This window comes from Psychrobacillus sp. BL-248-WT-3 (genome assembly GCF_012843435.1).
Lineage (GTDB): Bacteria > Bacillota > Bacilli > Bacillales_A > Planococcaceae > Psychrobacillus.
On the sequence record NZ_JABAFC010000012.1, the window covers coordinates 25,117 to 49,298 of the forward strand.

A 24,182-nucleotide genomic window follows, 5' to 3' on the forward strand; every position below is an offset into this window, starting at 1 on the left:
ATCAGAACGGAGGAAACACGATGGCAAAAAAAATGCCTGAAATTGGTGATTACAAATATGGCTTCCACGATAAAGACGTATCCATTTTCCGTTCAAAACGTGGTTTAACGAAAGAAATCGTTGAAGAAATTTCCCGTATGAAGAATGAACCACAATGGATGTTAGACTATCGATTAAAAGCATTAGAAATTTTCTACTCTAAAGCAATGCCACAATGGGGCGGAGATCTAGAGCCATTAAATTTCGATGAAATCACATATTATGTAAAACCATCTGAACAAACTGAAAAATCTTGGGATGAAGTACCAGAGGAAATCAAAGCAACTTTTGATAAATTAGGTATCCCTGAAGCAGAACAAAAATACCTTGCTGGTGTTTCTGCACAGTATGAATCTGAGGTTGTTTACCATAACATGAAGCAAGAGCTTGAAGACTTGGGAATCGTATTTAAAGATACTGACTCTGCCCTACGTGAAAACGAAGATCTTTTCAAAAAACACTTTGGTACAGTAATCCCGTCTTCTGACAACAAATTTTCTGCACTTAACTCTGCAGTATGGTCAGGCGGATCATTTATCTATGTACCACCAGGCGTAAAAGTGGATACTCCACTTCAAGCATACTTCCGTATTAACTCAGAAAATATGGGTCAATTCGAACGTACACTGATCATTGTTGATGAAGGTGCTTCTGTACATTATGTTGAAGGATGTACAGCTCCTGTTTACACAACAAACTCACTTCACAGTGCAGTAGTTGAAATTATCATCAAAAAAGATGCTTATTGCCGTTACACTACTATCCAAAACTGGGCAAACAACGTATATAACTTAGTTACAAAACGTGCTGTTTGTGATGCTAACGCAACGATGGAATGGATTGATGGTAACATTGGTTCTAAGCTTACAATGAAATATCCAGCAGTTATCCTTAAAGGTGAAGGTGCACGTGGAATGACACTTTCTATCGCTATCGCTGGTAAAGGACAACACCAAGATGCTGGTGCTAAAATGATGCATTTAGCTCCAAATACTTCTTCTACTATTGTTTCGAAATCTATTTCTAAACAAGGTGGTAAAGTAACATACCGCGGAATCGTTCACTTTGGACGTAAAGCAACAGGAGCACGTGCTAACATTGAATGTGATACGTTAATCATGGATAATCAGTCTACTTCTGATACAATTCCATACAACGAAATCTTGAACGATAATATTTCTCTAGAGCATGAAGCGAAAGTTTCTAAAGTGTCAGAGGAACAATTATTCTACTTGATGAGTCGTGGTCTAAGTGAAGAAGAAGCAACTGAAATGATCGTAATGGGCTTCATCGAACCATTCACAAAAGAACTTCCAATGGAATATGCGGTAGAAATGAACCGTCTAATCAAGTTCGAAATGGAAGGTTCTATCGGTTAATAATTTAATAATTAGTCGTCTCAAGTTTGTGGCGATTTGTTTTAGGAGAAGGCGAACTTTATAGTTCGTCTTCTTTTTTTATTAAATTTGGCTAGGTTAAAGTTAATGGTTGATTTTGACTAAGAATTTTTTTTATAGTGACTGTAAACATTAACAATGGAACATTCAAATGCTATTAAGAACATAAATAGATGATGAAATTGGTGTTGGTGACAGTTTTTCAACTGTGCTGCTTATGCGAAAAAATTTATTAGCACTTATCGATACATTAAAGCTGTTCCCATTTATTGATTGGAGCACCAGTCGGCGACTCCTACGGGGTGAGGGCTTATCGCTCACCCCGTGGAAAGCGTCCGGCTGGGGCGGAAATCAATTCTACTCTCTTGAAGATTTCTTTGCTTTTTTTATTAATTTAAATACAATATAAAAACTCCCTAATTACAAAAGTAACTAGGGAGGAAGTAATTATTTAGTTATTCATATCTTGAATGCCAGGACTATGTTCGTTCGGCATATCAGGCATTAAAGGTACCGGAAATCCTTTTGGAGGATCAACTACGGAAAGTGTACCATCGTTACGGCTAGGGCTCTGACCTTGGAATATTTCGCCTATGCGAGTAGGGTCCAGCCTAAAGTTGAATTGGGCATTATGGTATCCCATCTCTACATATTTTCTGCATTCCGGATATTTATTTATATCGTAGTTCGGAACAGGGAATAGCTTGCCCCAATCCACTCCTAATGTTTCCAATGCTTTAGCAAATGCATTTTGGTGAGCGTTATCGCGCACAATAAGAAAAGCTAGGGTCTCTCTGAAGGTTTTGTTAGAACTCATTTCATAAATACGTGTTTTTTGAAGCACGCCTGTTGACTCTAGGACAAGGTTATTGAGTAAATCAGCGATTAGATTTCCGTGTGAGTATACCCAGGATCCATTCCAAGGGTTACCTGCAGCATCAACAGGTAAGGATGCCTGTGCTCCAATAATGAAATGGTGCGGGTTAGCATCTTTTACAGCATCATTTAATGGTGCTCCATCTACCCCAGCATTACCAGGAACAGCAGATTGCCCTGAGTCATTGAGTAATTGATTTATTGTATTCTGTACAAGCTCTACATGTGCAATTTCTTCCAAGAAAACACCACGAAGCAAGTCTCTAAATTGAGTATCTTTACCTCGGAAATTCGAGCTTTGAAAGAAGTACTGCATCATCGTTCTCATTTCTCCATAATGGCCACCTAGTATTTCTTGTAAAACTTTAGCTGCTTCCGGATCTGGACGGTCTGGCATGATGGGATTTATTAGTTCCTCTTTGTAGTAATACATCAAATTCCTCACTTCTTATATTAGGTTTTAATTTTGTGCATGTTTTATTTTGTACTAATAAAAGTGTTTTATTCGTGATTGGTAAAGATGTCGAGGTTTATATAAACTGTAGTAAGAAAGTTTTTTTTAGGAGGATCTAATGGGAAGATACATGGAATTTAAGGAAGCCGCAAAAGAGTATAGTTTTAAAGGGATTTCCAATGAAAAATATGTAGGCTTGCTAAAAGATGCTCCACAGGAAAAGATGCAATGGGATTTTTAACAAATGAAGAGTGGGCAATTGTAGAGATTTGGCATGAGGACTTATACATCTGGCGAAGAGAAGAGGCTAATTTTTATGAGATTGTAAGAAAGGCTTTTGCGATGGAGCTTTAACTACTGCGAACAAGCGAAAGTGTCAAAATAGAGCTAACGGGGTAAAAATAAATAAGCTAAAGTCAGTAGTTAGGTCGCACAATGTTTTTTTACGCAACACTTGAGGCCGTTTACGCAACACATAAATTTAGTGGAACAGTATGATCCATACTCGCAACACTTTCAAGTTTAGTGCAACACTTTGGTGATTACTCGCAACACTTGAGGCCGTTTACGCAACACTTAAATTTAGCGCAACAGTTAGACCCATACCCGCAACACTTACAAATTTAGTGTAACACTTTAGTGATTACGCGCAACACTTACTGAGAAAAGCGCAACACTTTGAGATTATCTGCAACACATAGGCACTTTCCATCAACTCATTTTTTTGTCTGTTTGATGAGGGAAATGATATGATAATTAGTAATAACGAAGAGGTGGTTTGATGATAAAAATTGGGTTAACTGGTTGGGGGGATCATCCAGATCTTTATGTTTCTTCGCCTAGGGAGAAGCTGCAGGATTATAGTGCGCATTTTCCGATTGTCGAGTTGGATGCATCGTTTTATGCGATTCAACCGCAGCGAAATATAGAAAAGTGGATTCGTGAGACGCCTGATAATTTTCAGTTTATCGTGAAAGCCTATCAAGGGATGACAGGGCATTTGAGAGGGGAGAATCCGTTTAAGTCTCCAGAGGAAATGTTTGAAAGCTATCGTCAGATGCTTGGGCCGCTTAAGGATGCGGGGAAGCTTGCGATGGTGCTTGTTCAGTTTCCACCTTGGTTTGAGTGTGAGAAGGATAATGTGCAGTATATGAGAAGAATTCGAGAGGAGCTAAAGGATTTTGAGGTGGTCATTGAGTTTCGCCACCAGTCCTGGTATCTTCCGGAGTATAAAGATTCGACTCTTCAATTTTTAAAGGATAATCATTTTCATCATAGTGTCTGCGATGAGCCACAAAATGGAGAAGGTAGCATACCTGTAGTGCCGGTTGCTACTTCTGATAAAGTGTTGGTCCGTCTTCATGGGAGAAACTTTTATGGGTGGAAGAATCCAGGAAACAACGAAAAGTGGAGAGAAGTCCGCTATTTATATGATTATAATGAGCAGGAGCTTGCTTATATTCAGTCAGTTTGTGAGGTTTTATCTAAGCAGGCTTCCGAGGTGCTTGTTGTATTCAATAATAACTCTGGTGGTCATGCTGCTAAAAATGCTAAAGCCTTTCAGCAAATGCTTAATTTAGAATTTGATGGACTTGCGCCTAAGCAATTAAATCTTTTCGAAGGGGATTTTTAAATGGAATGGTTTTTATTAGTACTGAGCGGGCTTTTTTCAGGTACGATTGGTGCACTAGTGGGATTAGGAGGCGGGGTTATTTTAGTACCAGCCGTGCTATTCCTTGGTACGACGCTGGATTTGATTCCAAATATTACGCCTCAGAGTGTTGTAGGTTTATCTGTTGTTATGATGATTTTTATTGGTCTGTCCTCTACGCTTTCTTATATGAAGTCTAAGACGGTGGATTTTAAAAGTGGATTTATATTTTTTATAGGAAGTATCCCGGGAACCATTTTAGGTGCTTGGGTAAACAAAGGATTAGATCTCCCTTCGTTTAACCTATACTTTGGTATATTGCTTGTCATTTTATCCGTTCTTTTGCTAGTTCGTAAATATTTGAAGCCCGTTCAATGGTTTGTCAAGCATGGCAAGAAGCGTACCTTTGAGGATGGGGAAAATACATATGTATATGGATATCCAGTCTGGTTTGCACTAGCTTTAACCTTTTTTATAGGTTTTGCTTCCGGGTTGTTTGGAATTGGTGGAGGCTCGATGATTGTGCCGGCCATGATTCTATTATTTCTGTTTCCGCCCCATGTGGCAGTCGGAACGTCAATGTTTATGGTCTTTTTATCGTCTATTGTGAACTCTGCTACACATATATCTTTAGGAAACGTACCATGGCTATATACCATTCCTGTCATCCCTGCCGCCTATATTGGTGCTAAGATAGGTGCTAAGCTCAATAAAAAGCTAAACTCGGAAACGCTTGTGACAGCACTTAGAATAGTACTGCTATTGCTAGGAATAAGATCTATTATAGATGGGCTATTTTAATAAAGGCGAGCGATAGCCCGCATAAAAAAGAGGTGAGAAAGCTGAGAGAGACCATTCATATTTATCATACAAATGATTTGCATAGTCATTTAGAAAATTGGCCGTCTATCCATCACTTTCTCTCTGAAAGACGTAAAAAGCATGCAAGCGAGTCCTCTCTTATATTAGATATCGGTGATCATGTGGATCGCTCGAATATATACACAGAGGGGACACTTGGGAAGGGGAACGTGAAGCTCTTAAATGAAGCCCGATATGATTATGCAACGATTGGAAACAATGAAGGAATCACATTGAGTCACGAAGAATTGGATTCATTATATGAACAGGCTAAATTCGAGGTCATAGTTTCCAATTTTACGGATTTGGAAGGGAATATCCCTAGGTGGGTGAAGCCTTATAAAATTCATCAGACGGCCTCTGGAATACGAATTGGGATTATAGCTGCTACTGCGGATTATAGTGTTTATTATGAAAAGCTTGGGTGGAGATTGCAGGATCCTCTTCCTAGACTGCAGGCAGTTGCTGATCAGATTTCTCCTCATGTCGATGTCCTTATTTGTATGTCTCATTTAGGAAAGTCTAAGGATGAAGAGCTATGTGAGCTGATACCGTCTCTGGACTTAATTTTAGGAGCACACACGCATCATTTGTTCGAGGAAGGGAAAATGGTTGGGAATACATTGCAGGCCGCTACAGGGAAATTTGGGATGTATGTGGGCTATGTGAGTCTTGAATATGACCATTCCATGAAAAGAGTTGTTTCTAAACAGGCTGTTGTCTACCCTACAGACGAGTTGCCAGTCCCTCAAAATGCAGGACACACGATGGAAAATTGGGAGCGAATCGGTAAAGAAAAGCTATCTTATCCTGTTTTTACAAGCAATTCCTTGTTAAAAAAAGAGTGGTTCAATGGGTCTGAGTTAGCGAATTTCTTTGGAAAGGCATTGCTAGCATACACGAATGCAGATTGTGCCATGTTTCCTGCAGGAATTTTCTTAAAGGATTTACCGGAGGGACCTGTCACTGCTTGGGATCTACATCAATGCCTGCCTCACCCCATTAATCCATGTATCGTTACATTAAGTGGAGCTGAGCTGCTAGAGGTGATGGAGCTTTCAAAAAACGAAAAATGGCCAAATTTAGAAGTGAAGGGTCTCGGATTTCGTGGTAAGTATTTAGGGGCTATTTTATTTGAACAGGTTGAACAAGATATGCATGGGCAGCTTTTGATTAAAGGTGAGCCATTAACGCTACATCAAACGTACCGACTGGCGACGCTAGACATGTTTACTTTTGGATTTTTCTTTCCTTCCTTTAAGACCGCGAAGAAACAATATATTATGCCAGAAACTATTCGGGACGTTATAAAATGGTATGGAATAAAGGAAAAGCATAAATGTAGGGCATAATAGACCTCCTCGTTACATAAAAGTAATGAGGAGGTTTTTTCGTTGTTTTATCGCAAAAAGAAGAAGCGTTTCATATTTTTTAGCACTCAACGCAAATTAGCCATCTTTTTAACATGCTTTTTATTGTCAGTGGCTTACGTATTTTATTATATAAATGCGCAACTGACTCCCACTTATTTACAATATGCTGAGGTGCAAACTAACAAGATTGCCTCTATGGTAATAAGTAAGGCGATTAACTCGCGTACAGCAAATGTTCTAGATGTAAACGATATTATTGAAGAGGTTCCTTCGGATAGCAAAAATATGGTTACAACCAAATTCAATACAGAAATTATTAACCGAGTGCTATCTGATACAAATAGTTTAGTACAATCCCATTTAGAACAGGCTGAACAAGGGAATTTATCAAGTCTTCCTTACTTGGATGATATTGAGTATGATAAGCAAACAATGGAAGACCAAGGTGGAGTCGTATTTTTTGTTCCGATGGGGCAAGCAACGAATATACCTTTGATCGGGAATTTAGGTCCAAAAATACCTATTCGATTCCACGTGATCGGAAACGTTCAGTCAAATGTGGTGCCTACTATTACCGAGTTCGGTATTAATAATGCGTATGTAGAAATTAGTATCCACATTAAGGTGAACGTACAAATCATCGTCCCGCTTGCTAGTAAAATGAGTGTAGTGGAACAGAATATACCAGTAGCCATGGGTCTAGTACAAGGGCAGGTTCCTCACATTTATACAGGTGGGGATGGGTCGGCTGCTCCATCGGTGGAGGTACCTATACCGTTACCGGAAGATTAAAAAAACTTCATTTTTCTTAAATTACTGTTAGAATAGATAAAAATGAATAATAAATAGGTAGAGGCCGCATTGCTTAATAGTATGTTACGGGAGGGTGACTCCAAGGATCGTAATAGAAAGGAAGTTTTGCCGAAACTAAGTATGTCTAGTCAAGGATGCTTAGTTGGGGTTATTTTGAACAAGAATAACACTGTCATGTATATGGGGACATATAGATGGGGAGCTACAAAAGTGAAACAAAGTGTTATAACTAAAATTTCATGTATAAGCCAACCTATAAAATACTATAGGTTGGCTTTTCTATTTTCAAGGAGGAACAGTTTTGGAGAATACAATTTTTTCGTTAGTGCCACCGCTATTGGCAATCATCATGGTTTTATTGACAAAAAGGGTCTTGTTATCGTTAGGAGCAGGTATTCTTTCTGCAGCCTTACTAGTAGAGGAATTTAGCCCTGTTGGATCTTTGTTAATGTTATGGAATTCCTTTAAAATCTCTTTTTGGGATGGGGGTTTAAATGTATATAACATATATATTTTATTGTTCATTCTCTTGTTAGGTGTAGTTACTGCTTTTGTCAGCCTGTCAGGAGGAAGCACAGCTTTCGCTAATTGGGCGATCAAGCGAATTAAAACGAAAAGAGGCTCTAAACTATTAACAGCCTTTTTAGGAATCATTATTTTTGTGGACGATTATTTTAATGCATTAGCAGTAGGGCAAATTGCAAGACCAATTACGGATTCGCATAAGGTTTCTCGTGCAAAGCTAGCCTATTTCATCGATTCTACATCAGCACCGATATGTGTAATCTCACCAGTTTCTAGCTGGGGAGCATTTTTGATAAGCCAGCTAGGTGTTATTTTCACAACACATGCTGTAACAGAATATACTCCGCTAGAAGCTTTTATCACAATGGCGCCTATGAACTTCTATGTAATAGCTACTTTGGCGATCGTATTCTTTACGGCTTGGACAGATTTTGATTTATTTGAGATGAAGAAGCATGAAAAGCGTGCGAAGGAAACAGGAGTATTATTTGATCCTAATAAAACTAATCCGGGAGATATGGATGGAGATTTTCCTGACAATCAGTATGGGAAAGTGATCGATTTATTACTTCCAATCATCTCTTTAGTAGTGGTGACGTTAGGGTTGATGTTCTGGACGGGCTATCAGTTGTCCGGAGGAAGTTTAGATATATTTGTCATCTTTGAAAATACAGATGTTCCTTTTTCATTATTTATAGCTGGATTGGTAGCAAGTATTTTAGCTTTCCTGTTATATGCTCGCCAATTCAAGGTTAACCCAAATGCTAACATGAGCTACGTGTGGAAGGCTTTACGTACAGGCATTCAATCTATGCTTCCTGCCATTTTGATTCTTGTATTCGCATGGGCATTATCTTACCTTATTACAGCCTTAGAAACAGGTGCATTCCTTGCAACGATTGTTACAGAAAATAATATCCCAGTAGGTATTATTCCAGTATTACTGTTTGTGCTGACTGCTTTTATGGCCTTTGCTACAGGTTCATCCTGGGGTTCGTTTGGTATCTTGCTTCCGATTGGTGCAAGCATTATTATGGCAATCGATCCTCAGCTATTGCTACCAGTATTAGCAGCAGTATTGGCAGGAGCAGTTTTCGGAGACCATTGTTCACCGATTTCGGACACTACGATCATGTCGGCTACGGGAGCTGGAGTTAATGTCATTGATCATGTGATGACACAGCTGCCTTATGCAATAACTAGTGCGATAATAGCTGCAATCGGATACTTAGTATTAGGATTGACAGGCTCTGTCATGATAGGATTAATAACAGTAGTAGGAATCCTCATTCTATTATTTGGGTTTTGGACCCTTAGTAATAAAAGTGGGAACAAGCATTCTATTTAGCTTTTTTAGAAGGTTGTTTGAATTCAAATAATATGGTACATTGACAACAGTGAAGTCAGATTATTTGAAATGGGGGATGGAATCGTGACATCATGTAAGCCACCAAAAGAACAACATGAGCGCAAGCCTGAATGGCTCAAAATAAAGCTAAATACGAATGAAGATTATAAAGGCTTAAAAAAATTAATGCGCGAAAACAATCTAAATACTGTGTGTGAAGAGGCAAGATGCCCTAATATTCATGAGTGCTGGGGATCTCGTCGTACTGCTACATTTATGATTCTTGGAGCAATTTGTACAAGAGCATGTCGCTTCTGTGCTGTAAAAACTGGCCTTCCAAATGAATTAGATTTAGCTGAGCCAGAACGTGTGGCAGATTCAGTTGTTATTATGAATCTGAAGCATGCGGTAGTGACGGCTGTAGCAAGGGATGACTTAAAAGATGGCGGCTCAGAGGTTTTTGCAGAAACGATCCGTGCAATTCGAAGAAAAAATCCTTTTACTACAATTGAAGTGCTTCCATCAGATATGGGGGGCATTGAGCAAAACATCCGAAACATTATGGATGCGAAGCCAGATATCCTGAACCATAATATTGAAACGGTACGTCGATTAACTCCAAGAGTTAGAGCACGCGCACAATATGACCGTTCTTTAGAATTATTAAAGCGTGCAAAGGAAATGCAGCCAAGCATTCCTACAAAGTCTTCGTTAATGCTAGGTTTAGGGGAAACGTTTGAAGAAATCATTGAGGTTATGGATGATTTACGTGCAAACAACGTTGATATTATGACAATTGGTCAATATTTGCAGCCTACGAAAAAACATTTAAAGGTTCAAAAATATTATTCTCCAGCTGAGTTTGGAGAACTGCGTAAGATAGCAATGAGTAAGGGTTTTTCACATTGTGAGGCAGGCCCACTTGTTAGAAGTAGCTATCATGCAGATGAGCAAGTAAATGCTGCTGCGAAGCAAAGACAGCAACAAGGTGAGGAATTACTAGCTGTTCAAGAGTAATAGCTAATGGATGGTGAATGTATGATAATAGCAGAAGGCTTCACTTATGAAGTAATAGAAGATTACCGTGATGCGTTTAAAGAGGAAGCTTTTTTGGAGCGTTACAGTGAGATTTTAACAAAGTACGATTATATTATGGGAGACTGGGGATATGGTCAGCTTCGCCTAAAAGGGTTTTTCGAGGATCGTAACCAGAAGGCAACATTCGATACAAAAATTAGTACGATGAAGGATTATTTGTACGAGTATTGCAATTTTGGCTGTGCTTATTTCCTTGTTAAAAAAACAGGTGTGGCTCCAAAACCAGTAGTTTTAGAGCTAGTAAAAGATAAACAAGAAAACCTTGAGCAGGATCAGTTATGATCTAGCTCAAGGTTTTTTTCTAAGGCTCTGTTATAGGCTAGGGTTGGCTTTGTTTTGTGAAATGTTACACTTAAACTTAAGGTTCAGGTTAGTATAATAAGAAATGACGCTATACATAAAGAAAGTAGGTATTTCTAATGTATTTGAGAGACATAGGTCTAGATTTACCATATAAAAAAAATTATGAATATATCCTTGATATGATATCCAATCACAATTTAACTGAAGAAGAAGCAGTAAGATTAGATTTTGAAAAAAGTTGGAAAGAAAATAAAGTTAAGTTTGGTGATGAAGTAAGATGTATTGCAGCGTTGTATTTGGATTTATTAGGAAATTTTAAGACAGAAAAAACAAAAAAAATAATGATTAGATGTGTAAATGATTTAGCTATGCATAGTATTGTACCTAAAACTACGGAAGGATTTACTGAGGTATATGTATTATTAGATTTTAATTGTTACTGGAATTATTCTAATATCGAGAAGAAAAAACTTATTTTAGAAAAAATAAACGAAGGAATATTACTGATAGCAAATGAATTTTCTTGGGATATTAGTCCTTTTAGTCGAGTCACAAAAGAAATAATTGATAGAAACTATGTTAATGAATTCTCTTTGAAGCAGAAATCCTCTCCAGATAGAAAACATAAAGCAGAAATTTTTTGCCAGCATGATATTGATTTTATTACTATTTCGATGATTATTAGAGAACGAAAGTCAAATGAGGTGATAAAAAGTGAATTACTATTTAAAGATAGACCTCATGAATTATCATTTGTTCAAAAACTAGGGGATTTAAAGTGGATTTCAAATAGAGAGGTTACACTTAAACATAGATACAATCTCCGTAAAAAGTGGACAGTTAAGATGGATGAATGAATCACATCCTAAAGGATTTGGATATGGATAATGAAATTGTACTTATTCAACAAACGTCGCATGTAAGTGGAAGGTGGGCTTTAATTTTGACACTATTGCAATATTCAATCGCCTATATCGGTGAAGGGGGAGTTAAAATGCTTAGAAAAACTATTCTATCATTACTAATACCTATTTTTGTTTTAGTTGTGTTGTCTGGTTGTAATAGTGGAAGCTCGGAAAGTTCTTATGGTGCATATTTGATAATTGATGGGAAAGAGTACACTTGGCAAGGCGATATTGAAAATAATGAATTCACAGTCGCAGATAAAATTGGAGAAGTTAATAATAAAGTTGATAAAGAAGTAATGCCAAAGGATAATCTATCATCTAATTTTCTGGAAGTTGGAGAAGAAATATACACCTCAAACGAGGATAGTAAAGTTGTTATAGTAAAAAGAGAACATGATGGAAATTATGATAAATTTACGGAAAGTGACTACTATAAAGAACATAAGAGTGAAGATTAAGGAATCCTTGTTATGCTAACGGGTAGCAGGTAGGAGAGAGTGCATTGAGCTTAGCAAGCTATATTGGATGTAATGTAGAAATCCCTCTGAACGATGAAGGGTCAGAAGATTTGATTATAATAGGAAACTGTTTTTCAGATAAGTATAACCAACGAGATGTGAAAAAACATCAATTTAACACTCCTTTTGTTTACGAAATATCAAGTGACTGGGGAATAGAGATTAAAAAATATATCAACCAAAATACATGTGCCGAATCAAAAGAAAAGCGAATTGAACTGTGTAAAATTATGGACAGTTACATTGATAGAGGTGATTATTTTGAACTGTATAGTTGTTGGGTCGGTAGAAGAGGCAGATAAGCGGGTAGGTGAGATAACGCTTCGAATCAATAACTTTGACATTGATCAGATTGAAATGCCTGAAAAAACGTTAGTTAGATTTGAAAAATGAGCCAGGAGAATTATCCTAGCTCATTTTTATATCTATTTAAAATCAGCCTTTACCTTTAACATAGCCTTTTCTCATAACATCATAGTGTTTGGACGGACGCACTGCTGGAAATTTGCTGAGCAAATAATAGAATAAGTCATCAGGAGTTAGTTTCAGTGTGATTTTTAAGGATAAGTTCCACTTTGTGAACCTTTTCTACAATATCTGGATGTATTTGATTCTCTTCTTTTAAGATTAAATTAGCTGTGTCTATTTCCTTGAACACAGCTTGTATTGATTTTAATTGATTCATCTGCTCGGATGTTGGTGGCTTGTTATCGATTTGGTAAAGTAAGTTGATTAGGTTCGCTAAAGAGACATTTAGCTCTGGATTTAGGTCAGTGGCCATCTTCAACAATCTCTCTGCATTACTAATATTCTCTAGCATTGGACCGATGGTGAGCCACCTCTTTTCATCATCCTGAAGATTCTTCTCACTTTCTTGAATAAAGGAGGCGTTAGTTGTAAAGGCCATGTCTATGAATTGAAATGCTTCCTGAAAAAAGGCATGGGATGCGGTCTCATTATAGTGATTATTTGTGTTTTCTTTCTTGTAAAATGTTTCTTTCAAGTAGCCTTGTTCATCTTTATCAAATTTGAAACTCTGTACAGTTCTATCAGAGTGCTGCGCATTAATCATAACGATTAATGGTTTTCTCTCATAAAATGTTGTACTAAATTCTATATAGCCTAATTGAACATATTCATCAAAAAGAGGATAGGTTTTATCACCGTCTTTAACGACCAACAACCACTTCTGCCCATCATCCCATCCATAACGACCGTTCTCCATTTTTCCTGCATCCACATGCAATTCAATTATTTCATCTTCTCCATCCTCATCGATGTCAATTGATGCCGTTTTATAAAGCGCATATGGATACTTTTCAATATCTTTTGCCAGAATCATAGAATAATCCCTGTTCGCTTCCTCACTCATCGCCAACTCTAGTGTGTTTTTTTCCTCCTCTAGATTGTCTTTTTCTAATGAAAGTTGTTCTAGCTGCTTTTTAAGCTTGTTAATTTCGTTGGCTTGATCTGTGTCTGACTGATCAGTGCAGCCCACAAGTATACCTATTAAACATACTATGCCCAGTAAAAACCCTCTCATTTTATTATTTCCCCCTATATATCAGTAATAAATATTAATTCTCTATTCTTTTGCTTATACCTCTTTCAATTATCTAATTGAAAGAAAAGAATTGATTTCCGCTCATATGAGTGTGCTTAGGTTCAAACACAAAAAGTTATGGCGCTTAATAACCATTAAACATCTATTTTTAGAAATATTTAGTGTGTTAATATGTTATAAGAGAAATAGTAATTGCTATAAAAATACTATTTGGAGGAAAGAGAGTGAATTCAAACACTAACCGTTTAGCATACAATGAAACAGAAATTTACTGGAAGAATTATCAGAGATTTTTTCCTGAAGAATTGCGTATAAATGACAATAACCTACCTGCTGAAGAATGGTGGGTTTGGAATGACTATCATATACATCTAGAGCGAATGACTGCTTTGGGTTCGAACATTAAAGTTGTTTTACTACATGGTGCAGGTGGAAACGGGCGACTATTGGCTCCCTATGCTCTGATGCTACAAGCAAATGGATATGATGTTGTATCTCCAGACCTTCCTCCTTATGGTCTTAGTTACACCGAGTCAGTGAAATCCATGGAATACTATGACTGGATAGAAATAATTTCAGAGTTTATTAAACAGGAATTCAACCGAGACGGTAAGCCAATTGTTTTATTAGGGGCAAGTATCGGAGGCATGCTAGCATATCATGTGGCTAGTATGAGTAAGCAAGTGAAAGGTTTAATTGTTACGACTTTTGTAGATACAAGTAATCAGAGGGTTCGTGATTAAATTGCCCCCAATAAGTTAATTAGCCGACTAGGTAAATTCACGTTGGATTGCTTCCCTCTTGTATTAGATTCGTTTCTGATCTCCGTTTCTAAAGTATCAAGAATGAAGTTAATCACAAATAATTATGAACTGACGAAACTAATTATTCAAGATTCTCGAGCTGCGGGGACAAAAATTCCTTTGCGATTTCTAAGAACCTTTTTAAATGCGAAACCAATTATTGAACCTGAATATTTTGATGTTTGTCCTATATTACTTGTCCATCCTGAAGTAGATCCGATGACGCCATTTAAATTAAGTGAATCTTTTTATAAACGACTGAAATGTAAGAAGAGATGTGTAATTTTAGAAGGAACCGGTCATTTTCCTATAGAACAACCTGGTGTCGAACAGATGAAAATAGCTGTCCTAACCTTATTGAATGAGATAGAAAATACTTTTGAGTCAAAAGAAGATTAGAATTAACTATATGTAACCAGTGTATTCAAGCCACTCAGGTGGAAATATACGACTTATTATTAATGAGGTTGGTGCTCAATATTGAACAATACGCTTTTTAATCTATTAGTTTTTGTAGGACTGGGTTCAACCCTTTTTACTATCGTACTTTTAATAGTACTAATTTCAATTAAATTCATTCGCAAGAAACCAAAAGGCCTTCCTAAAAAAGTCTTTGTTTCTATGAGTATTTTAGGCATAACATCGGCTGTTTTTTGGAGTAGTTGGATTGTTAATCCTAATTTCTTACCTCAAGGACATCCTGGTCAAACGGTACCATCTCCAAATGGCGAATTTAAAGCGCAGGTATATCATATGACAGGATTTATAGATTATAAAAATGTGAGAGTAGATATAATTAACAATGAAACGAAAAAGAAAGAAATGATTTATTATGACTATGTAGATAAAGCATTAGACATTATGTGGGTAGGGGAAGACACTTTAAAGATTGAAGATAAATATTTACTGGTTGATAGGGATAAATTTGATTATAGAACACAGGGGACTTAAACAATCGTGTGCGTGATGAGGTAAATAAGTAAAATGAGCATAGAAGCATAGCTTCCAGCTCATTTTTTTGTGCATTATAACTTAACCATATAAGAAATGCTTTCTCCCAAACGTGTACAGAGAACTTTTCTGATTATGTCAGGGACATCATTAACTCAGTAATTCTCTTAAATATTCTCTAAGCTCTAATGCTTCCTCTTCGGATCTATTAAAAATATGCTCTAGGTAGCCCGGTTCTTCTACATCATCTGAACCTATGATGGCTGACCGATTGTATTGTATATCCATTACAAGAACTTTTCCAAAAAATCGAGAGCTCTGTACGATCGCTAAGTCGTAACGCTGAGACTCGCCTGTAAATCCAACAAACCTTGTTTTTGTATCTTCGACATCATCATATAAAAAGAATCGCTCCACCCTTGACACTCCTTCCTTACCTAACAATTATGGTACTATAGAATAGAAGTAGATATCAACGAAAACAAGAAATTAGGAGGCTGTACCATGTATTTTGTGGACCGTAAAAGTATAGCACTGACACTAAAGCATATGAGAGAATTGTTAGTGTTAATTGATGGCAATAAAGACTGGAATGAAAATGAAATTACCAAGTTAGCCCTGGAGCGAGTTGGACAAAATATGATTGAGTCTGTTATAGATGTAGGTAATTCTATGATTGATGGCTTCATCATGAGAGATCCGGGTGGCTATGACGATATAATTGATATTTTAACCGATGAAAAAGTTATTACACCTGAAATGGATGCCCCTTTAAAAGCTGTGATTGAAATGAGAAAAGAGCTTGTAAGACATTTCTTTTCCGTTGACCATAAGCAATTAGAAAGCGTATTGGTGGAAAACCTTCCTTATTTAAAACAGTTCCCAGAAAGAGTAGAAAATTATTTGATTAACGAACTTGGACCCGTTTCGGCATTTTTACCGGAGGACTCCGATGTCCGCCTATAAAGGGTACTTTTTAGATTTAGATGGAACTGTTTATAAGGGACAAACACCAATTCGTGAAGCTGTCGATTTTGTTCATTATTTGCAAAATAAAGGAATCGAGCCTTTCTTTGTAACAAATAATTCATCGATGACTCAAAAGCAATTACAGCAGAAGCTCGCAAAGATGGAAATACGAACATCAGAGGAGCAAATCATTTCTTCTAGTATTGCTGCAGCAAATTATATTGCAGAGCATTATCCTGCAAAGAGTGTTTTCATGATTGGGGAAGAGGGGCTAAGCGATGCTCTAGCCTCCGTGGGAATTGAGACGACTGATGAGCTAGCGGAAGTGGTCGTAATGGGAATAGACCATCAGGTCAATTATGAGAAGCTTGCGCAGGCTTGTTTATCAGTGAGAGCAGGAGCGGCATTTATTTCTACTAATAGTGACCATGCGTTTCCAAGCGAGAGAGGGTATCTTCCTGGGAATGGTGCATTCACGAAATTAGTAGAGCATTCTACTGGTGTTGAGCCAATTTTTACTGGAAAGCCACAGCCATTTATGCTGGAGTTTATTCAAAAAAAGTATGGTTTTAAAAAAAAAGAGATGGTTATGATCGGAGACAACTATCAAACAGATATCCTTACGGGGATACACATGGGTATTGATACAGCTCACGTCAATACAGGAGTCAATCGTACTGAAGAGCTACAGATGTTACTGAAAAAACCGACTCATTTCTTAGAAACCTTACATGATTGGATAAAATAAATAGCATTAAAAAATGAAAAAAAGGCACTTCCTGTTCGTTTGAACAGAAGAGTGCCTTTTTTTCTATTAGTTTAAAAAATTATTTTAAAATCAGATTTTCTTGCGGTTGCTCTTAAAACAAAGGATTTTCTTCAATATATTTGTATATATTAGATACTAAATCTTCAGAGGAATTACCTTCGACTACATCTCCATTTACGATGGCAAATAGCGTTTCAGAGCATAGAGAACAATAGCTGAGGCAGCCATATTCTAGTACGTCTAAATCTGGATCTTGTTCTAATATATCAAAAGCCTCTTGTGAACCATTTGCAAGGTTGCTTATACAAAATTCAACCATTGGATTCATAGCTGTCACCTCACTACATCGTCATGCTACTCTATTTTTTTTAAAAGGTCAATTGAGAAGTTGTATTGTGAAAACTGTCACAATCATTTATAATTTGAGGAGACATTGAAAGAAAAGGGAGAATATTTATGCGAAAATTAGTCTTATTAGGTGGTGGATACGGTAATATGCGCGTATTATTACGCCTATTGCCAAATAATTTACCGGATGATGTAGAAATAACATTAATAGATCGTACGCCATTTCATAGCTTAAAAACAGAATTTTATGCTTTAGCAGCTGGAACTTCATCTGACCAAAATATAAGAGTTGCTTTTCCAGACAGTAACAAACTAAATATTGTTTATGGGGAAGTTGAGACAATCGATGTAGAAAACAAGCAAGTGATTCTACAAGGTGAACAAACTGTTCCTTACAATGATTTAGTCATAGGGTTAGGCTGTGAGGATAAATATCATAACGTTCCGGGTGCAGAGGAATACACTTATAGTATTCAAACAATAGGACGTTCAAGAGACACTTATAATAAAATCGGTGGACTTCCAGCTGGATCTATAGTAGGTATTGTTGGAGCAGGCTTAAGCGGAATCGAGCTTGCAAGTGAACTTCGAGAAAGTAGACCGGACCTTAAGATTAAATTATTTGATCGTAGTCCTCGTGTATTACGAGATTTTCCAGAGCGCTTAAGTAATTTTGTACAAAAATGGTTTGACACAAATGATGTTGACGTTATTAGCAACTCGAATATAACGAAGGTCGAGCCAAATAAATTATACAATCATGATGAAATAATCCCTGTGGATGTAGTAGTATGGACTGCTGGTATTCAGCCTGCAGCACCAGTACGAGCTTTACCAGGTGAGAAGGATAAGACAGGACGCATTATTCTAACTCAATATCATGATTTACCAAGCTATGAGAATGTATTTGTGGTGGGAGATTGCGCTTCTTTACCTTTTGCACCAAGTGCTCAGCTTGCAGAAGAACAGGCAGAACAAATAGTTAAGGTTCTACAAGCACGCTGGAAGGGTCAGCCGCTACCAGAGAAAATGCCAGAGATTAAACTAAAAGGCTTCATGGGATCATTAGGGAAAAAACAAGGATTTGCCTATTTGGCAGATATCTCAGTTACTGGTCGCATTGCGAGATTAATGAAGTCAGGCTTACTATGGATGTATAAACGACATAACGGTTAAAATAAAAAGCTTAGGAACGTAAAGAATACGTTACTAAGCTTTTTGCGATTATTTAGTTTGCTATATACCCATACTTTTCAAGAGCCGAAAATACTGGCTTTAATTGAATATATCCTTCACCTATTACTTCCTCGTTAATCATGATTAGTGGATAAAAAAACTCATCATTGGCAATTTGATTGGCAATCGATTGTTGTTTTTCATCTTCTAGAGGCTGCTCTATATCAATATATGAAAATGTTATTTGATGTTCTGGAAATTTTCTGCTGATAGCGGCTTCTAACCATTCGTATGTGTCCTTTGATGAAGGTGCATTCACACAGCTTGCACATACTATATCGGCACCGTAAACTTCTACAGTGAGCTTTTCTTGTGCCATAATTTACTTGTCCCCTTTATCTGTTTAATCCTTATCCCCTACACATTACATTATAAAGGGGTTACTGAAAAGCTGTCAAAAGGTCCACACCTCTTCATTTTAATAGGAGGCTTCATGAGCAAAGTCAGGACTGGATTAATTTACTAGCCCAATAAGGAGCGATAGGGATATACGATACTTCTTCTCTTATTCTATCTGCCACCTAATGAGACGTACTCCAATTGGTTATCCTTGTCGTAATGGAACACGACGAGACTGTTGCTGTCGTGCTGCGGGTTATACATGTAATAGCTTATCTCGGTCATGTCATCAAATTTGTTGAAGAAACCGATGTGTTTCGACTGCTTGGCCAGTTCGACCTCGAACGGTAGATTACCCTCTGGTTCCATGAGGTGTATCGCATTGTTCTTTACTTCGAACTCGACCGGGAACTCGGCTTTTAGCGTTTCGAAATCCTCAGCTGCAAGTAAATCCATGAAGCGCCTCGACGTTCTATCGGTTTCCTGTAGGAATTCGTTGTAGTCAGCTCTGTCCTCACTTAGTTTATCTTTCAGTTCTAGATTCTCTTTTTCCAGCGCTTCGATTTTTTTCTCGTGATCCGCAAGGTCTTTTTCATTTGAACAACCGACCATCATGATTGAAATGAGCGTCAACGATAGTAATTTTTTCAATTAATTAGCCTCCTGCTATGTCATTAAGTGACATTTTATACCAAAATACAAAATTGTACAATTTTTCTAAAATAAGTGTTGTGAAGATAGTAACAAAAGTTAATAAAAATGGCATAAATTAATGTCCTTTTTTACTAAAAGATATGACATAAGCTTATTTTGAGATGTTCAAAACTACCTGGAGCCATTCTTTGAATGTCATGCAGAGATCACAGTATGTAATATTCATTCATCTTTGGGCAGACTATTTACCGTAGATGTTTTATGGGAAGTAAACACTTCCATTTAATCAGCAATTATTCTATAATGATTGTAGTGAAAGGAGTCGATCTATATGACTGATACAATTAATGAACAAGTTCAAGAAGTTTTAGATAAATTGCGCCCATTCTTACTACGAGACGGTGGGGACTGCGAGCTTGTTGACGTTGAAGACGGCATTGTAAAACTACGACTTTTAGGAGCATGCGGAAGCTGCCCAAGTTCTACGATCACTTTAAAAGCTGGTATAGAACGCGCTTTACTAGAGGAAGTACCTGGTATCGTAGAAGTAGAACAAGTATTTTAATCCAAATAAATATGAAAAAAGAAGCCTAACTGGCTTCTTTTTCTTTATGTACGCATTTCCTGCCAGCGTTCCTTGGCCATCTCAATAAGTGAAGGTTCAATAGAAGAGCTTTGTTTTTCTAAGATCATCGAAAAATAGCGTGTAGCTAAATCTCTTGCCCCAACTCGTCTAGACAGCTCTGCTATCATGTAAAGAACTCGTATCTCAGACATTTGAGTTCCGCTATAATCCTCCCTAGAATACGAATCGATATAGCGATCTCTTGCTATTTCTAGAAATCTTTTTTCCTCATCTTTTTGTCCTAATATACGGTAGAGCCAAGCTACTCGCAATGCTAAGCCGGCTATGGATACAAACTTTTCCTTCTTTAAAGATGCACATAAAATTCCTAACTTATAAGCAGTGATCCCTTCTTGAATCGTTCTTTCACCGCCGTACGAACGTGATGTCCATTGTTTAGTTATGTTCTCCTTAATTGCGTCTTTTACACTTGGAGCAAAATATTTTGTGAAATCATCTGTAAACGAAAAGCCACAGTGCTCACATACAAATACATTATAAAGTAATGGATTGATCTCTTTATTTTGGTAGATTGGTTGAAAATCTGTATCATGGGTTTCTAGCTTTATATATTTCGAACGAATCTTAGTTGACTTAAATTTATTTTTACAGTGTAAGCATACTACCTCTTTTTGATAATACGGAAGTATTTCCATTACTTTTTCCCCTTAGAAGCCTATTATTTCTTCTATTATACTGTAAAAATATGTAGAAAGCGATGCGAGTTTCGAGTAGTTTTCCTTGTATAGATAGTGAAAACATTGATATTATATATACATAAGGAAGGAATGTGATCTAGATGACAGAAGTAGTTAATTTGTCTGAAGCGGCAGCTTACCGCGTTAAAGAGATGATGGTCCACAATGAGGAGGAAGGTTCACTTCTACGTGTTTCCGTTAACGGTGGTGGATGTAGCGGACTTTCCTATGGTATGGGATTTGAAAAAGAGAAAAATCAAGATGATTTAGTTTTGCATCAGCACGGACTAGACATCATTGTTTCCAAGGAAGATGCATCTATACTTACTGGAACGGTCATCGATTATAAAGAGTCGTTGATGGGTGGAGGCTTTACGATTGATAACCCGAATGCAATTGCTTCCTGTGGTTGTGGTTCATCGTTTAGAACTGCTAAAAAAGAAGGCACACCTGAAAGCTGTTAAATAAATGAAAGAACATTTTCTTGCATTAGAAAATGTTCTTTTTTATAAATAAAAAAGCATATACGCTCTTAAAAGGAGAAAGCTAAAAGGACTGAATAGTTTCCTTATTGCATGTTAGTTAAACTTGCATTTGAACTTTTTAATAAATACTAACAATTATCTGTATATTCCTACCTTTAGAATGTTGTTAAATAGTGTTGAAATCCTATTCTAAAAGGTCTAAAATAGGTATAGTGTGAAATTTGTCGGAAAAATGACAAGCTAAAAACGAATGAACGAGATTTATGTATTATTCGGTTGTTATAAAAAATAAAAAAAGGTGGTTGCGATCTTCGTGAAAAGACCAACAGTTCTAGTATTAGGAGCAGGTTACGGTGGATTATCTACTGTAGTAAACCTTCAAAAATTAGTAGGTACAGATGAAGCAGATATAATTTTAATAAATAAAAACGATTATCATTACGAATCAACTTGGTTACATGAGGCTTCGGCTGGTACGTTAAGTCCAGATCAAGTACGTTACGATATTAAAGACGTTATCAATAAAGGAAAAGTTCAATTCGTAAAAGCTACAGTTGAAGGAATTGATGTAAACTCTAAAAAAGTAGCAACAAGTGCTGGGGAATACACATATGATTACCTTGTAATTGGATTAGGCTTTGAAGGAGAAACATTTGGAATTACAGGTTTAGATAAATATGCTTTATCTATTGCAAACGTAAATGCAGCTCGTCAAATCCGTGACCATATCGAGTACCAATTTGCTACATGGTCTACAGAAGAAACAAGAGATGATGCTCGTTTAACAATCGTTGTAGGTGGGGCTGGATTCTCTGGTATCGAATTCTTAGGAGAGTTAGGGAATCGTATTCCTGAGCTTTGTGCGGAATATGATGTTCCAAAAGAAAAAGTACGCGTTGTTTGTGTTGAAGCAGCACCTATGGTTTTACCAGGATTCGATCCTGAGCTAGTTGAATATGCTGTTCGCCAACTAGAAGCAAAAGGAATTGAATTCTCTATTGGAACACCAGTAGTAGAAGCAACTCCTGAAGGCGTTAAGATTAAAAAAGGTGAAGAAGAATTTGAATTCATCAAAGCTGGTACGGTTGTTTGGGCAGCTGGTGTCCGCGGAAACCGTTTAATCGAAACTTCTGGCATCGAAAACATGCGTGCTCGTGTTAAAGTTGAAAAAGATATGCGTGCTCCTGGTTTCCCAGACGTATTTATCGTTGGAGACTGTGCATTGATGATCAACGAAGCAATTAATCGTCCATACCCACCAACAGCTCAAATTGCAATGCAACAAGCTGTAACAGTAGCTCAAAATATCGTAGCTCTTATGAAGGGTGAAAATACGAAGGAATTCGTTCCTGAGCTTAAAGGAACAGTATGTTCTTTAGGTGAGCATGATGCAATTGGTGACGTAATGGGTAGAAAACTTACTGGTACAAAAGCTTCTATTATGAAAAAGGTTATTGATAACCGTGCTCTTTACATGATCGGTGGAGTTCCATTAATGATCAAAAAAGGTAAATTCAAACTATAATATTAATATAACCAAATCTCCTACTGAATTATTCAGTAGGAGATTTTTTGTGGAGGAAAATACCAAAAAGTTTAGAGAAGCGCTTTCAGCTTAATCACATCCAATTATAATTAAATTAGTGGATAATAAAAGGCGTGCTAAGTTTAAGGTTAACTTTTAGTACCTTGTAATAAGGTTAAGGGGGTCGAAGTCAATGCAAACTAAACTAGTTTTATATATTTCAATTTGCTTGATGCAATTAATAATTTTAACCAATATCGTTCTTTTTGAGGGACAGTGGAATGGAATTACGATGTGGTTATGCACAGCTATATTTGTTCTTTCTTCTGCTGTTTTTGGTTTTAATAGAACAAGAAAAAAAAGATAATTGAGATCCATTAAAAAATAATCGTAACAAGAACTTTCCCTTTAATTTTCTCCCCATTTTCTTGTCTTGAAGGAAATTGGCGCTTACACTTATCTTAAGGGAGTTGGTTTAATGTCTAGAGATAAAAGAGGTAGCGTATGGCTAGGAGTAGCTGGGTTAGTTTTAAATAGTAAAGGTGAATGGTTGGTTGTTAACAAGCGATACGGTGGGTTGGAAGGTAAATGGTCGCTTCCAGCTGGCTTTGTAAATGGCAATGAAACAGTTGACGAGGCTGTGCTCAGAGAGGTATTAGAGGAGACAGCGGTAAATTGTAGGGTCATCAATATGATCGGGTTTAGAAGTGGTGTATTGCAAGGAAAAATAAGTGATAATATGGCTATTTTTCTTCTCGAACCAACAACAGATGAGCCAATTATCCAGGTCCAGCTGTCAGAGCTTTACGAGGCAAAGTGGATTCATCCTACAGACTTATTGCTCGATCAGACAGCCTCCGTTATGTTACATGAGCTAGCAGCAGCTTCCTTAGAGGTGGGTTTTCCAACTATAGATGGTGTAGATCCAGGAGATATATTTGGTTATACGAGTTATAAATTATTCATAAAATAAAAGCTGAAACTAATACGGCATAAGTGGCTAGCCTAGCTTTTTATGCCGTATTAATATTATGTGTTAATTTCTTATATAA

At 37.0% G+C, this 24,182-nt stretch carries 30 protein-coding genes, 1 pseudogene and 1 riboswitch; of the genes and pseudogenes, 24 read left to right on the top strand and 7 right to left on the bottom strand.

Annotation, left to right across the window (positions count from 1 at the left end):
* Positions 1 to 20: 20 nt before the first annotated feature.
* Entirely contained in the window at positions 21 to 1,418 is a 1,398-nt protein-coding gene (gene sufB / locus HF876_RS08460; protein ID WP_169359633.1) for a Fe-S cluster assembly protein SufB, read from the top strand.
* A gap of 469 nt (positions 1,419 to 1,887) precedes the next feature.
* On the opposite strand, the gene HF876_RS08465 is transcribed toward sufB, so the two are convergent.
* Positions 1,888 to 2,745 carry a manganese catalase family protein gene (locus tag HF876_RS08465; RefSeq protein WP_169359634.1) on the bottom strand — a complete coding sequence of 286 codons (858 nt, stop codon included), beginning with the start codon at positions 2,743 to 2,745 and terminating at the stop codon, positions 1,888 to 1,890.
* A gap of 139 nt (positions 2,746 to 2,884) precedes the next feature.
* On the opposite strand from HF876_RS08465, the gene HF876_RS19145 reads away from it, so the two are divergent.
* The 12 genes and pseudogenes from HF876_RS19145 (at position 2,885) to HF876_RS08515 (ending at position 12,557) form a co-directional block, all read left to right on the top strand.
* Positions 2,885 to 3,007, top strand: coding sequence for a hypothetical protein (locus HF876_RS19145; protein WP_277347098.1), 123 nt, complete (start codon positions 2,885 to 2,887; stop codon positions 3,005 to 3,007).
* Positions 2,995 to 3,120 carry a hypothetical protein gene (locus HF876_RS19150; protein ID WP_277347099.1) on the top strand — a complete coding sequence of 42 codons (126 nt, stop codon included), beginning with the start codon at positions 2,995 to 2,997 and terminating at the stop codon, positions 3,118 to 3,120. The genes HF876_RS19145 and HF876_RS19150 overlap by 13 nt, the downstream gene beginning before the upstream one ends.
* A gap of 427 nt (positions 3,121 to 3,547) precedes the next feature.
* Entirely contained in the window at positions 3,548 to 4,399 is an 852-nt protein-coding gene (locus HF876_RS08470) for a DUF72 domain-containing protein (protein ID WP_169359635.1), read from the top strand.
* On the top strand, positions 4,400 to 5,218 hold the full coding sequence (locus tag HF876_RS08475) for a sulfite exporter TauE/SafE family protein (RefSeq protein WP_169359636.1): 819 nt from the start codon (positions 4,400 to 4,402) through the stop codon (positions 5,216 to 5,218).
* 32 nt (positions 5,219 to 5,250) lie between these two features.
* Positions 5,251 to 6,630: a bifunctional metallophosphatase/5'-nucleotidase gene (locus tag HF876_RS08480; protein WP_346764054.1), complete on the top strand. Its 1,380-nt coding sequence runs from the start codon at positions 5,251 to 5,253 to the stop codon at positions 6,628 to 6,630.
* Between the two features lie 42 nt (positions 6,631 to 6,672).
* Positions 6,673 to 7,443 (top strand): sporulation protein YunB, encoded by a 771-nt coding sequence (yunB, locus tag HF876_RS08485; protein ID WP_169359637.1) that lies wholly within the window; start codon positions 6,673 to 6,675, stop codon positions 7,441 to 7,443.
* Positions 7,444 to 7,493: 50 nt separating this feature from the next.
* Positions 7,494 to 7,677, top strand: a riboswitch (Lysine riboswitch).
* An 88-nt stretch (positions 7,678 to 7,765) separates the two neighbouring features.
* Positions 7,766 to 9,337, top strand: coding sequence for a Na+/H+ antiporter NhaC family protein (locus HF876_RS08490; RefSeq protein WP_169359638.1), 1,572 nt, complete (start codon positions 7,766 to 7,768; stop codon positions 9,335 to 9,337).
* Between the two features lie 69 nt (positions 9,338 to 9,406).
* Positions 9,407 to 10,354 (top strand): lipoyl synthase, encoded by a 948-nt coding sequence (gene lipA, locus HF876_RS08495; RefSeq protein ID WP_205964058.1) that lies wholly within the window; start codon positions 9,407 to 9,409, stop codon positions 10,352 to 10,354.
* 21 nt (positions 10,355 to 10,375) lie between these two features.
* Positions 10,376 to 10,717, top strand: a complete 342-nt coding sequence (locus HF876_RS08500) for a YutD family protein (protein ID WP_169359687.1) — start codon at positions 10,376 to 10,378, stop codon at positions 10,715 to 10,717.
* A 137-nt stretch (positions 10,718 to 10,854) separates the two neighbouring features.
* Complete coding sequence (locus HF876_RS08505) at positions 10,855 to 11,595, top strand: hypothetical protein (protein ID WP_169359640.1); 741 nt, start codon at positions 10,855 to 10,857, stop codon at positions 11,593 to 11,595.
* Positions 11,596 to 11,618: 23 nt separating this feature from the next.
* Complete coding sequence (locus HF876_RS08510) at positions 11,619 to 12,104, top strand: hypothetical protein (RefSeq protein ID WP_169359641.1); 486 nt, start codon at positions 11,619 to 11,621, stop codon at positions 12,102 to 12,104.
* Between the two features lie 44 nt (positions 12,105 to 12,148).
* A pseudogene (locus tag HF876_RS08515) lies at positions 12,149 to 12,557 on the top strand (hypothetical protein).
* A gap of 139 nt (positions 12,558 to 12,696) precedes the next feature.
* Here HF876_RS08515 and HF876_RS08520 read toward each other — a convergent pair.
* The gene (locus HF876_RS08520) at positions 12,697 to 13,707 is read right to left on the bottom strand and encodes a hypothetical protein (protein WP_169359642.1); all 1,011 of its coding nucleotides are present in this window, start codon (positions 13,705 to 13,707) and stop codon (positions 12,697 to 12,699) included.
* Between the two features lie 245 nt (positions 13,708 to 13,952).
* Here HF876_RS08520 and HF876_RS18875 point away from each other — a divergent pair, with 245 nt between their 5' ends.
* The 3 genes from HF876_RS18875 to HF876_RS08530 all read left to right on the top strand — a co-directional run bounded on the left by HF876_RS18875 (position 13,953) and on the right by HF876_RS08530 (position 15,482).
* Positions 13,953 to 14,471 (top strand): alpha/beta hydrolase, encoded by a 519-nt coding sequence (locus HF876_RS18875; RefSeq protein WP_346764055.1) that lies wholly within the window; start codon positions 13,953 to 13,955, stop codon positions 14,469 to 14,471.
* A 102-nt stretch (positions 14,472 to 14,573) separates the two neighbouring features.
* The gene (locus HF876_RS18880) at positions 14,574 to 14,930 is read left to right on the top strand and encodes an alpha/beta fold hydrolase (RefSeq protein WP_240949708.1); all 357 of its coding nucleotides are present in this window, start codon (positions 14,574 to 14,576) and stop codon (positions 14,928 to 14,930) included.
* 81 nt (positions 14,931 to 15,011) lie between these two features.
* On the top strand, positions 15,012 to 15,482 hold the full coding sequence (locus HF876_RS08530; protein WP_169359643.1) for a DUF5412 family protein: 471 nt from the start codon (positions 15,012 to 15,014) through the stop codon (positions 15,480 to 15,482).
* A 150-nt stretch (positions 15,483 to 15,632) separates the two neighbouring features.
* Here the strand turns inward: HF876_RS08530 and HF876_RS08535 are convergent, their stop codons facing one another.
* The gene (locus tag HF876_RS08535) at positions 15,633 to 15,899 is read right to left on the bottom strand and encodes a DUF3055 domain-containing protein (RefSeq protein WP_169359644.1); all 267 of its coding nucleotides are present in this window, start codon (positions 15,897 to 15,899) and stop codon (positions 15,633 to 15,635) included.
* 87 nt (positions 15,900 to 15,986) lie between these two features.
* On the opposite strand from HF876_RS08535, the gene HF876_RS08540 reads away from it, so the two are divergent.
* Positions 15,987 to 16,448, top strand: coding sequence for a DUF86 domain-containing protein (locus HF876_RS08540; protein ID WP_169359645.1), 462 nt, complete (start codon positions 15,987 to 15,989; stop codon positions 16,446 to 16,448).
* Positions 16,435 to 17,199 (top strand): TIGR01457 family HAD-type hydrolase, encoded by a 765-nt coding sequence (locus HF876_RS08545; RefSeq protein ID WP_169359646.1) that lies wholly within the window; start codon positions 16,435 to 16,437, stop codon positions 17,197 to 17,199. Before HF876_RS08540 ends, HF876_RS08545 begins: the two co-directional genes overlap by 14 nt.
* A gap of 112 nt (positions 17,200 to 17,311) precedes the next feature.
* Here the strand turns inward: HF876_RS08545 and HF876_RS08550 are convergent, their stop codons facing one another.
* Entirely contained in the window at positions 17,312 to 17,548 is a 237-nt protein-coding gene (locus HF876_RS08550) for a YuzB family protein (protein WP_169359647.1), read from the bottom strand.
* Between the two features lie 128 nt (positions 17,549 to 17,676).
* Between HF876_RS08550 and HF876_RS08555 the strand changes: the two genes are divergently transcribed.
* A complete protein-coding gene (locus HF876_RS08555) occupies positions 17,677 to 18,744 on the top strand; it encodes an NAD(P)/FAD-dependent oxidoreductase (RefSeq protein ID WP_169359648.1) in 1,068 nt (355 codons plus the stop codon).
* A 52-nt stretch (positions 18,745 to 18,796) separates the two neighbouring features.
* Here HF876_RS08555 and HF876_RS08560 read toward each other — a convergent pair whose 3' ends face one another.
* Positions 18,797 to 19,123, bottom strand: coding sequence for a YuzD family protein (locus HF876_RS08560; protein ID WP_169359649.1), 327 nt, complete (start codon positions 19,121 to 19,123; stop codon positions 18,797 to 18,799).
* 191 nt (positions 19,124 to 19,314) lie between these two features.
* Entirely contained in the window at positions 19,315 to 19,794 is a 480-nt protein-coding gene (locus HF876_RS08565; RefSeq protein ID WP_169359650.1) for a hypothetical protein, read from the bottom strand.
* 334 nt (positions 19,795 to 20,128) lie between these two features.
* On the opposite strand from HF876_RS08565, the gene HF876_RS08570 reads away from it, so the two are divergent.
* Entirely contained in the window at positions 20,129 to 20,362 is a 234-nt protein-coding gene (locus HF876_RS08570; RefSeq protein ID WP_144538629.1) for a NifU family protein, read from the top strand.
* A 44-nt stretch (positions 20,363 to 20,406) separates the two neighbouring features.
* Here HF876_RS08570 and HF876_RS08575 read toward each other — a convergent pair whose 3' ends face one another.
* Positions 20,407 to 21,078: a DUF2225 domain-containing protein gene (locus HF876_RS08575; RefSeq protein WP_169359651.1), complete on the bottom strand. Its 672-nt coding sequence runs from the start codon at positions 21,076 to 21,078 to the stop codon at positions 20,407 to 20,409.
* A gap of 143 nt (positions 21,079 to 21,221) precedes the next feature.
* Here HF876_RS08575 and HF876_RS08580 point away from each other — a divergent pair, with 143 nt between their 5' ends.
* The 4 genes from HF876_RS08580 to HF876_RS08595 all read left to right on the top strand — a co-directional run bounded on the left by HF876_RS08580 (position 21,222) and on the right by HF876_RS08595 (position 24,103).
* Positions 21,222 to 21,584 (top strand): HesB/IscA family protein, encoded by a 363-nt coding sequence (locus HF876_RS08580; protein WP_169359652.1) that lies wholly within the window; start codon positions 21,222 to 21,224, stop codon positions 21,582 to 21,584.
* Positions 21,585 to 21,918: 334 nt separating this feature from the next.
* Entirely contained in the window at positions 21,919 to 23,130 is a 1,212-nt protein-coding gene (locus HF876_RS08585) for an NAD(P)/FAD-dependent oxidoreductase (protein WP_169359653.1), read from the top strand.
* Between the two features lie 193 nt (positions 23,131 to 23,323).
* Positions 23,324 to 23,497, top strand: a complete 174-nt coding sequence (locus tag HF876_RS08590) for a hypothetical protein (protein WP_169359654.1) — start codon at positions 23,324 to 23,326, stop codon at positions 23,495 to 23,497.
* A 111-nt stretch (positions 23,498 to 23,608) separates the two neighbouring features.
* On the top strand, positions 23,609 to 24,103 hold the full coding sequence (locus tag HF876_RS08595) for an NUDIX domain-containing protein (RefSeq protein ID WP_169359655.1): 495 nt from the start codon (positions 23,609 to 23,611) through the stop codon (positions 24,101 to 24,103).
* Positions 24,104 to 24,182: the final 79 nt, after the last annotated feature.

What these genes read in the sequence shown, in the direction of transcription:
- sufB (WP_169359633.1), top strand. Translation starts at nt 21, where the DNA reads ATGGCAAAAAAAATGCCTGAAATTGGTGATTACAAATATGGCTTCCAC.
- HF876_RS08465 (WP_169359634.1), bottom strand. Translation starts at nt 2,745, where the DNA reads ATGTATTACTACAAAGAGGAACTAATAAATCCCATCATGCCAGACCGT.
- HF876_RS19145 (WP_277347098.1), top strand. Translation starts at nt 2,885, where the DNA reads ATGGGAAGATACATGGAATTTAAGGAAGCCGCAAAAGAGTATAGTTTT.
- HF876_RS19150 (WP_277347099.1), top strand. Translation starts at nt 2,995, where the DNA reads ATGGGATTTTTAACAAATGAAGAGTGGGCAATTGTAGAGATTTGGCAT.
- HF876_RS08470 (WP_169359635.1), top strand. Translation starts at nt 3,548, where the DNA reads ATGATAAAAATTGGGTTAACTGGTTGGGGGGATCATCCAGATCTTTAT.
- HF876_RS08475 (WP_169359636.1), top strand. Translation starts at nt 4,400, where the DNA reads ATGGAATGGTTTTTATTAGTACTGAGCGGGCTTTTTTCAGGTACGATT.
- lipA (WP_205964058.1), top strand. Translation starts at nt 9,407, where the DNA reads ATGGGGGATGGAATCGTGACATCATGTAAGCCACCAAAAGAACAACAT.
- HF876_RS08500 (WP_169359687.1), top strand. Translation starts at nt 10,376, where the DNA reads ATGATAATAGCAGAAGGCTTCACTTATGAAGTAATAGAAGATTACCGT.
- HF876_RS08505 (WP_169359640.1), top strand. Translation starts at nt 10,855, where the DNA reads ATGTATTTGAGAGACATAGGTCTAGATTTACCATATAAAAAAAATTAT.
- HF876_RS08510 (WP_169359641.1), top strand. Translation starts at nt 11,619, where the DNA reads ATGGATAATGAAATTGTACTTATTCAACAAACGTCGCATGTAAGTGGA.
- HF876_RS08520 (WP_169359642.1), bottom strand. Translation starts at nt 13,707, where the DNA reads ATGAGAGGGTTTTTACTGGGCATAGTATGTTTAATAGGTATACTTGTG.
- HF876_RS18880 (WP_240949708.1), top strand. Translation starts at nt 14,574, where the DNA reads ATGAAGTTAATCACAAATAATTATGAACTGACGAAACTAATTATTCAA.
- HF876_RS08540 (WP_169359645.1), top strand. Translation starts at nt 15,987, where the DNA reads ATGTATTTTGTGGACCGTAAAAGTATAGCACTGACACTAAAGCATATG.
- HF876_RS08545 (WP_169359646.1), top strand. Translation starts at nt 16,435, where the DNA reads ATGTCCGCCTATAAAGGGTACTTTTTAGATTTAGATGGAACTGTTTAT.
- HF876_RS08550 (WP_169359647.1), bottom strand. Translation starts at nt 17,548, where the DNA reads ATGAATCCAATGGTTGAATTTTGTATAAGCAACCTTGCAAATGGTTCA.
- HF876_RS08555 (WP_169359648.1), top strand. Translation starts at nt 17,677, where the DNA reads ATGCGAAAATTAGTCTTATTAGGTGGTGGATACGGTAATATGCGCGTA.
- HF876_RS08560 (WP_169359649.1), bottom strand. Translation starts at nt 19,123, where the DNA reads ATGGCACAAGAAAAGCTCACTGTAGAAGTTTACGGTGCCGATATAGTA.
- HF876_RS08570 (WP_144538629.1), top strand. Translation starts at nt 20,129, where the DNA reads ATGACTGATACAATTAATGAACAAGTTCAAGAAGTTTTAGATAAATTG.
- HF876_RS08575 (WP_169359651.1), bottom strand. Translation starts at nt 21,078, where the DNA reads ATGGAAATACTTCCGTATTATCAAAAAGAGGTAGTATGCTTACACTGT.
- HF876_RS08580 (WP_169359652.1), top strand. Translation starts at nt 21,222, where the DNA reads ATGACAGAAGTAGTTAATTTGTCTGAAGCGGCAGCTTACCGCGTTAAA.
- HF876_RS08590 (WP_169359654.1), top strand. Translation starts at nt 23,324, where the DNA reads ATGCAAACTAAACTAGTTTTATATATTTCAATTTGCTTGATGCAATTA.
- HF876_RS08595 (WP_169359655.1), top strand. Translation starts at nt 23,609, where the DNA reads ATGTCTAGAGATAAAAGAGGTAGCGTATGGCTAGGAGTAGCTGGGTTA.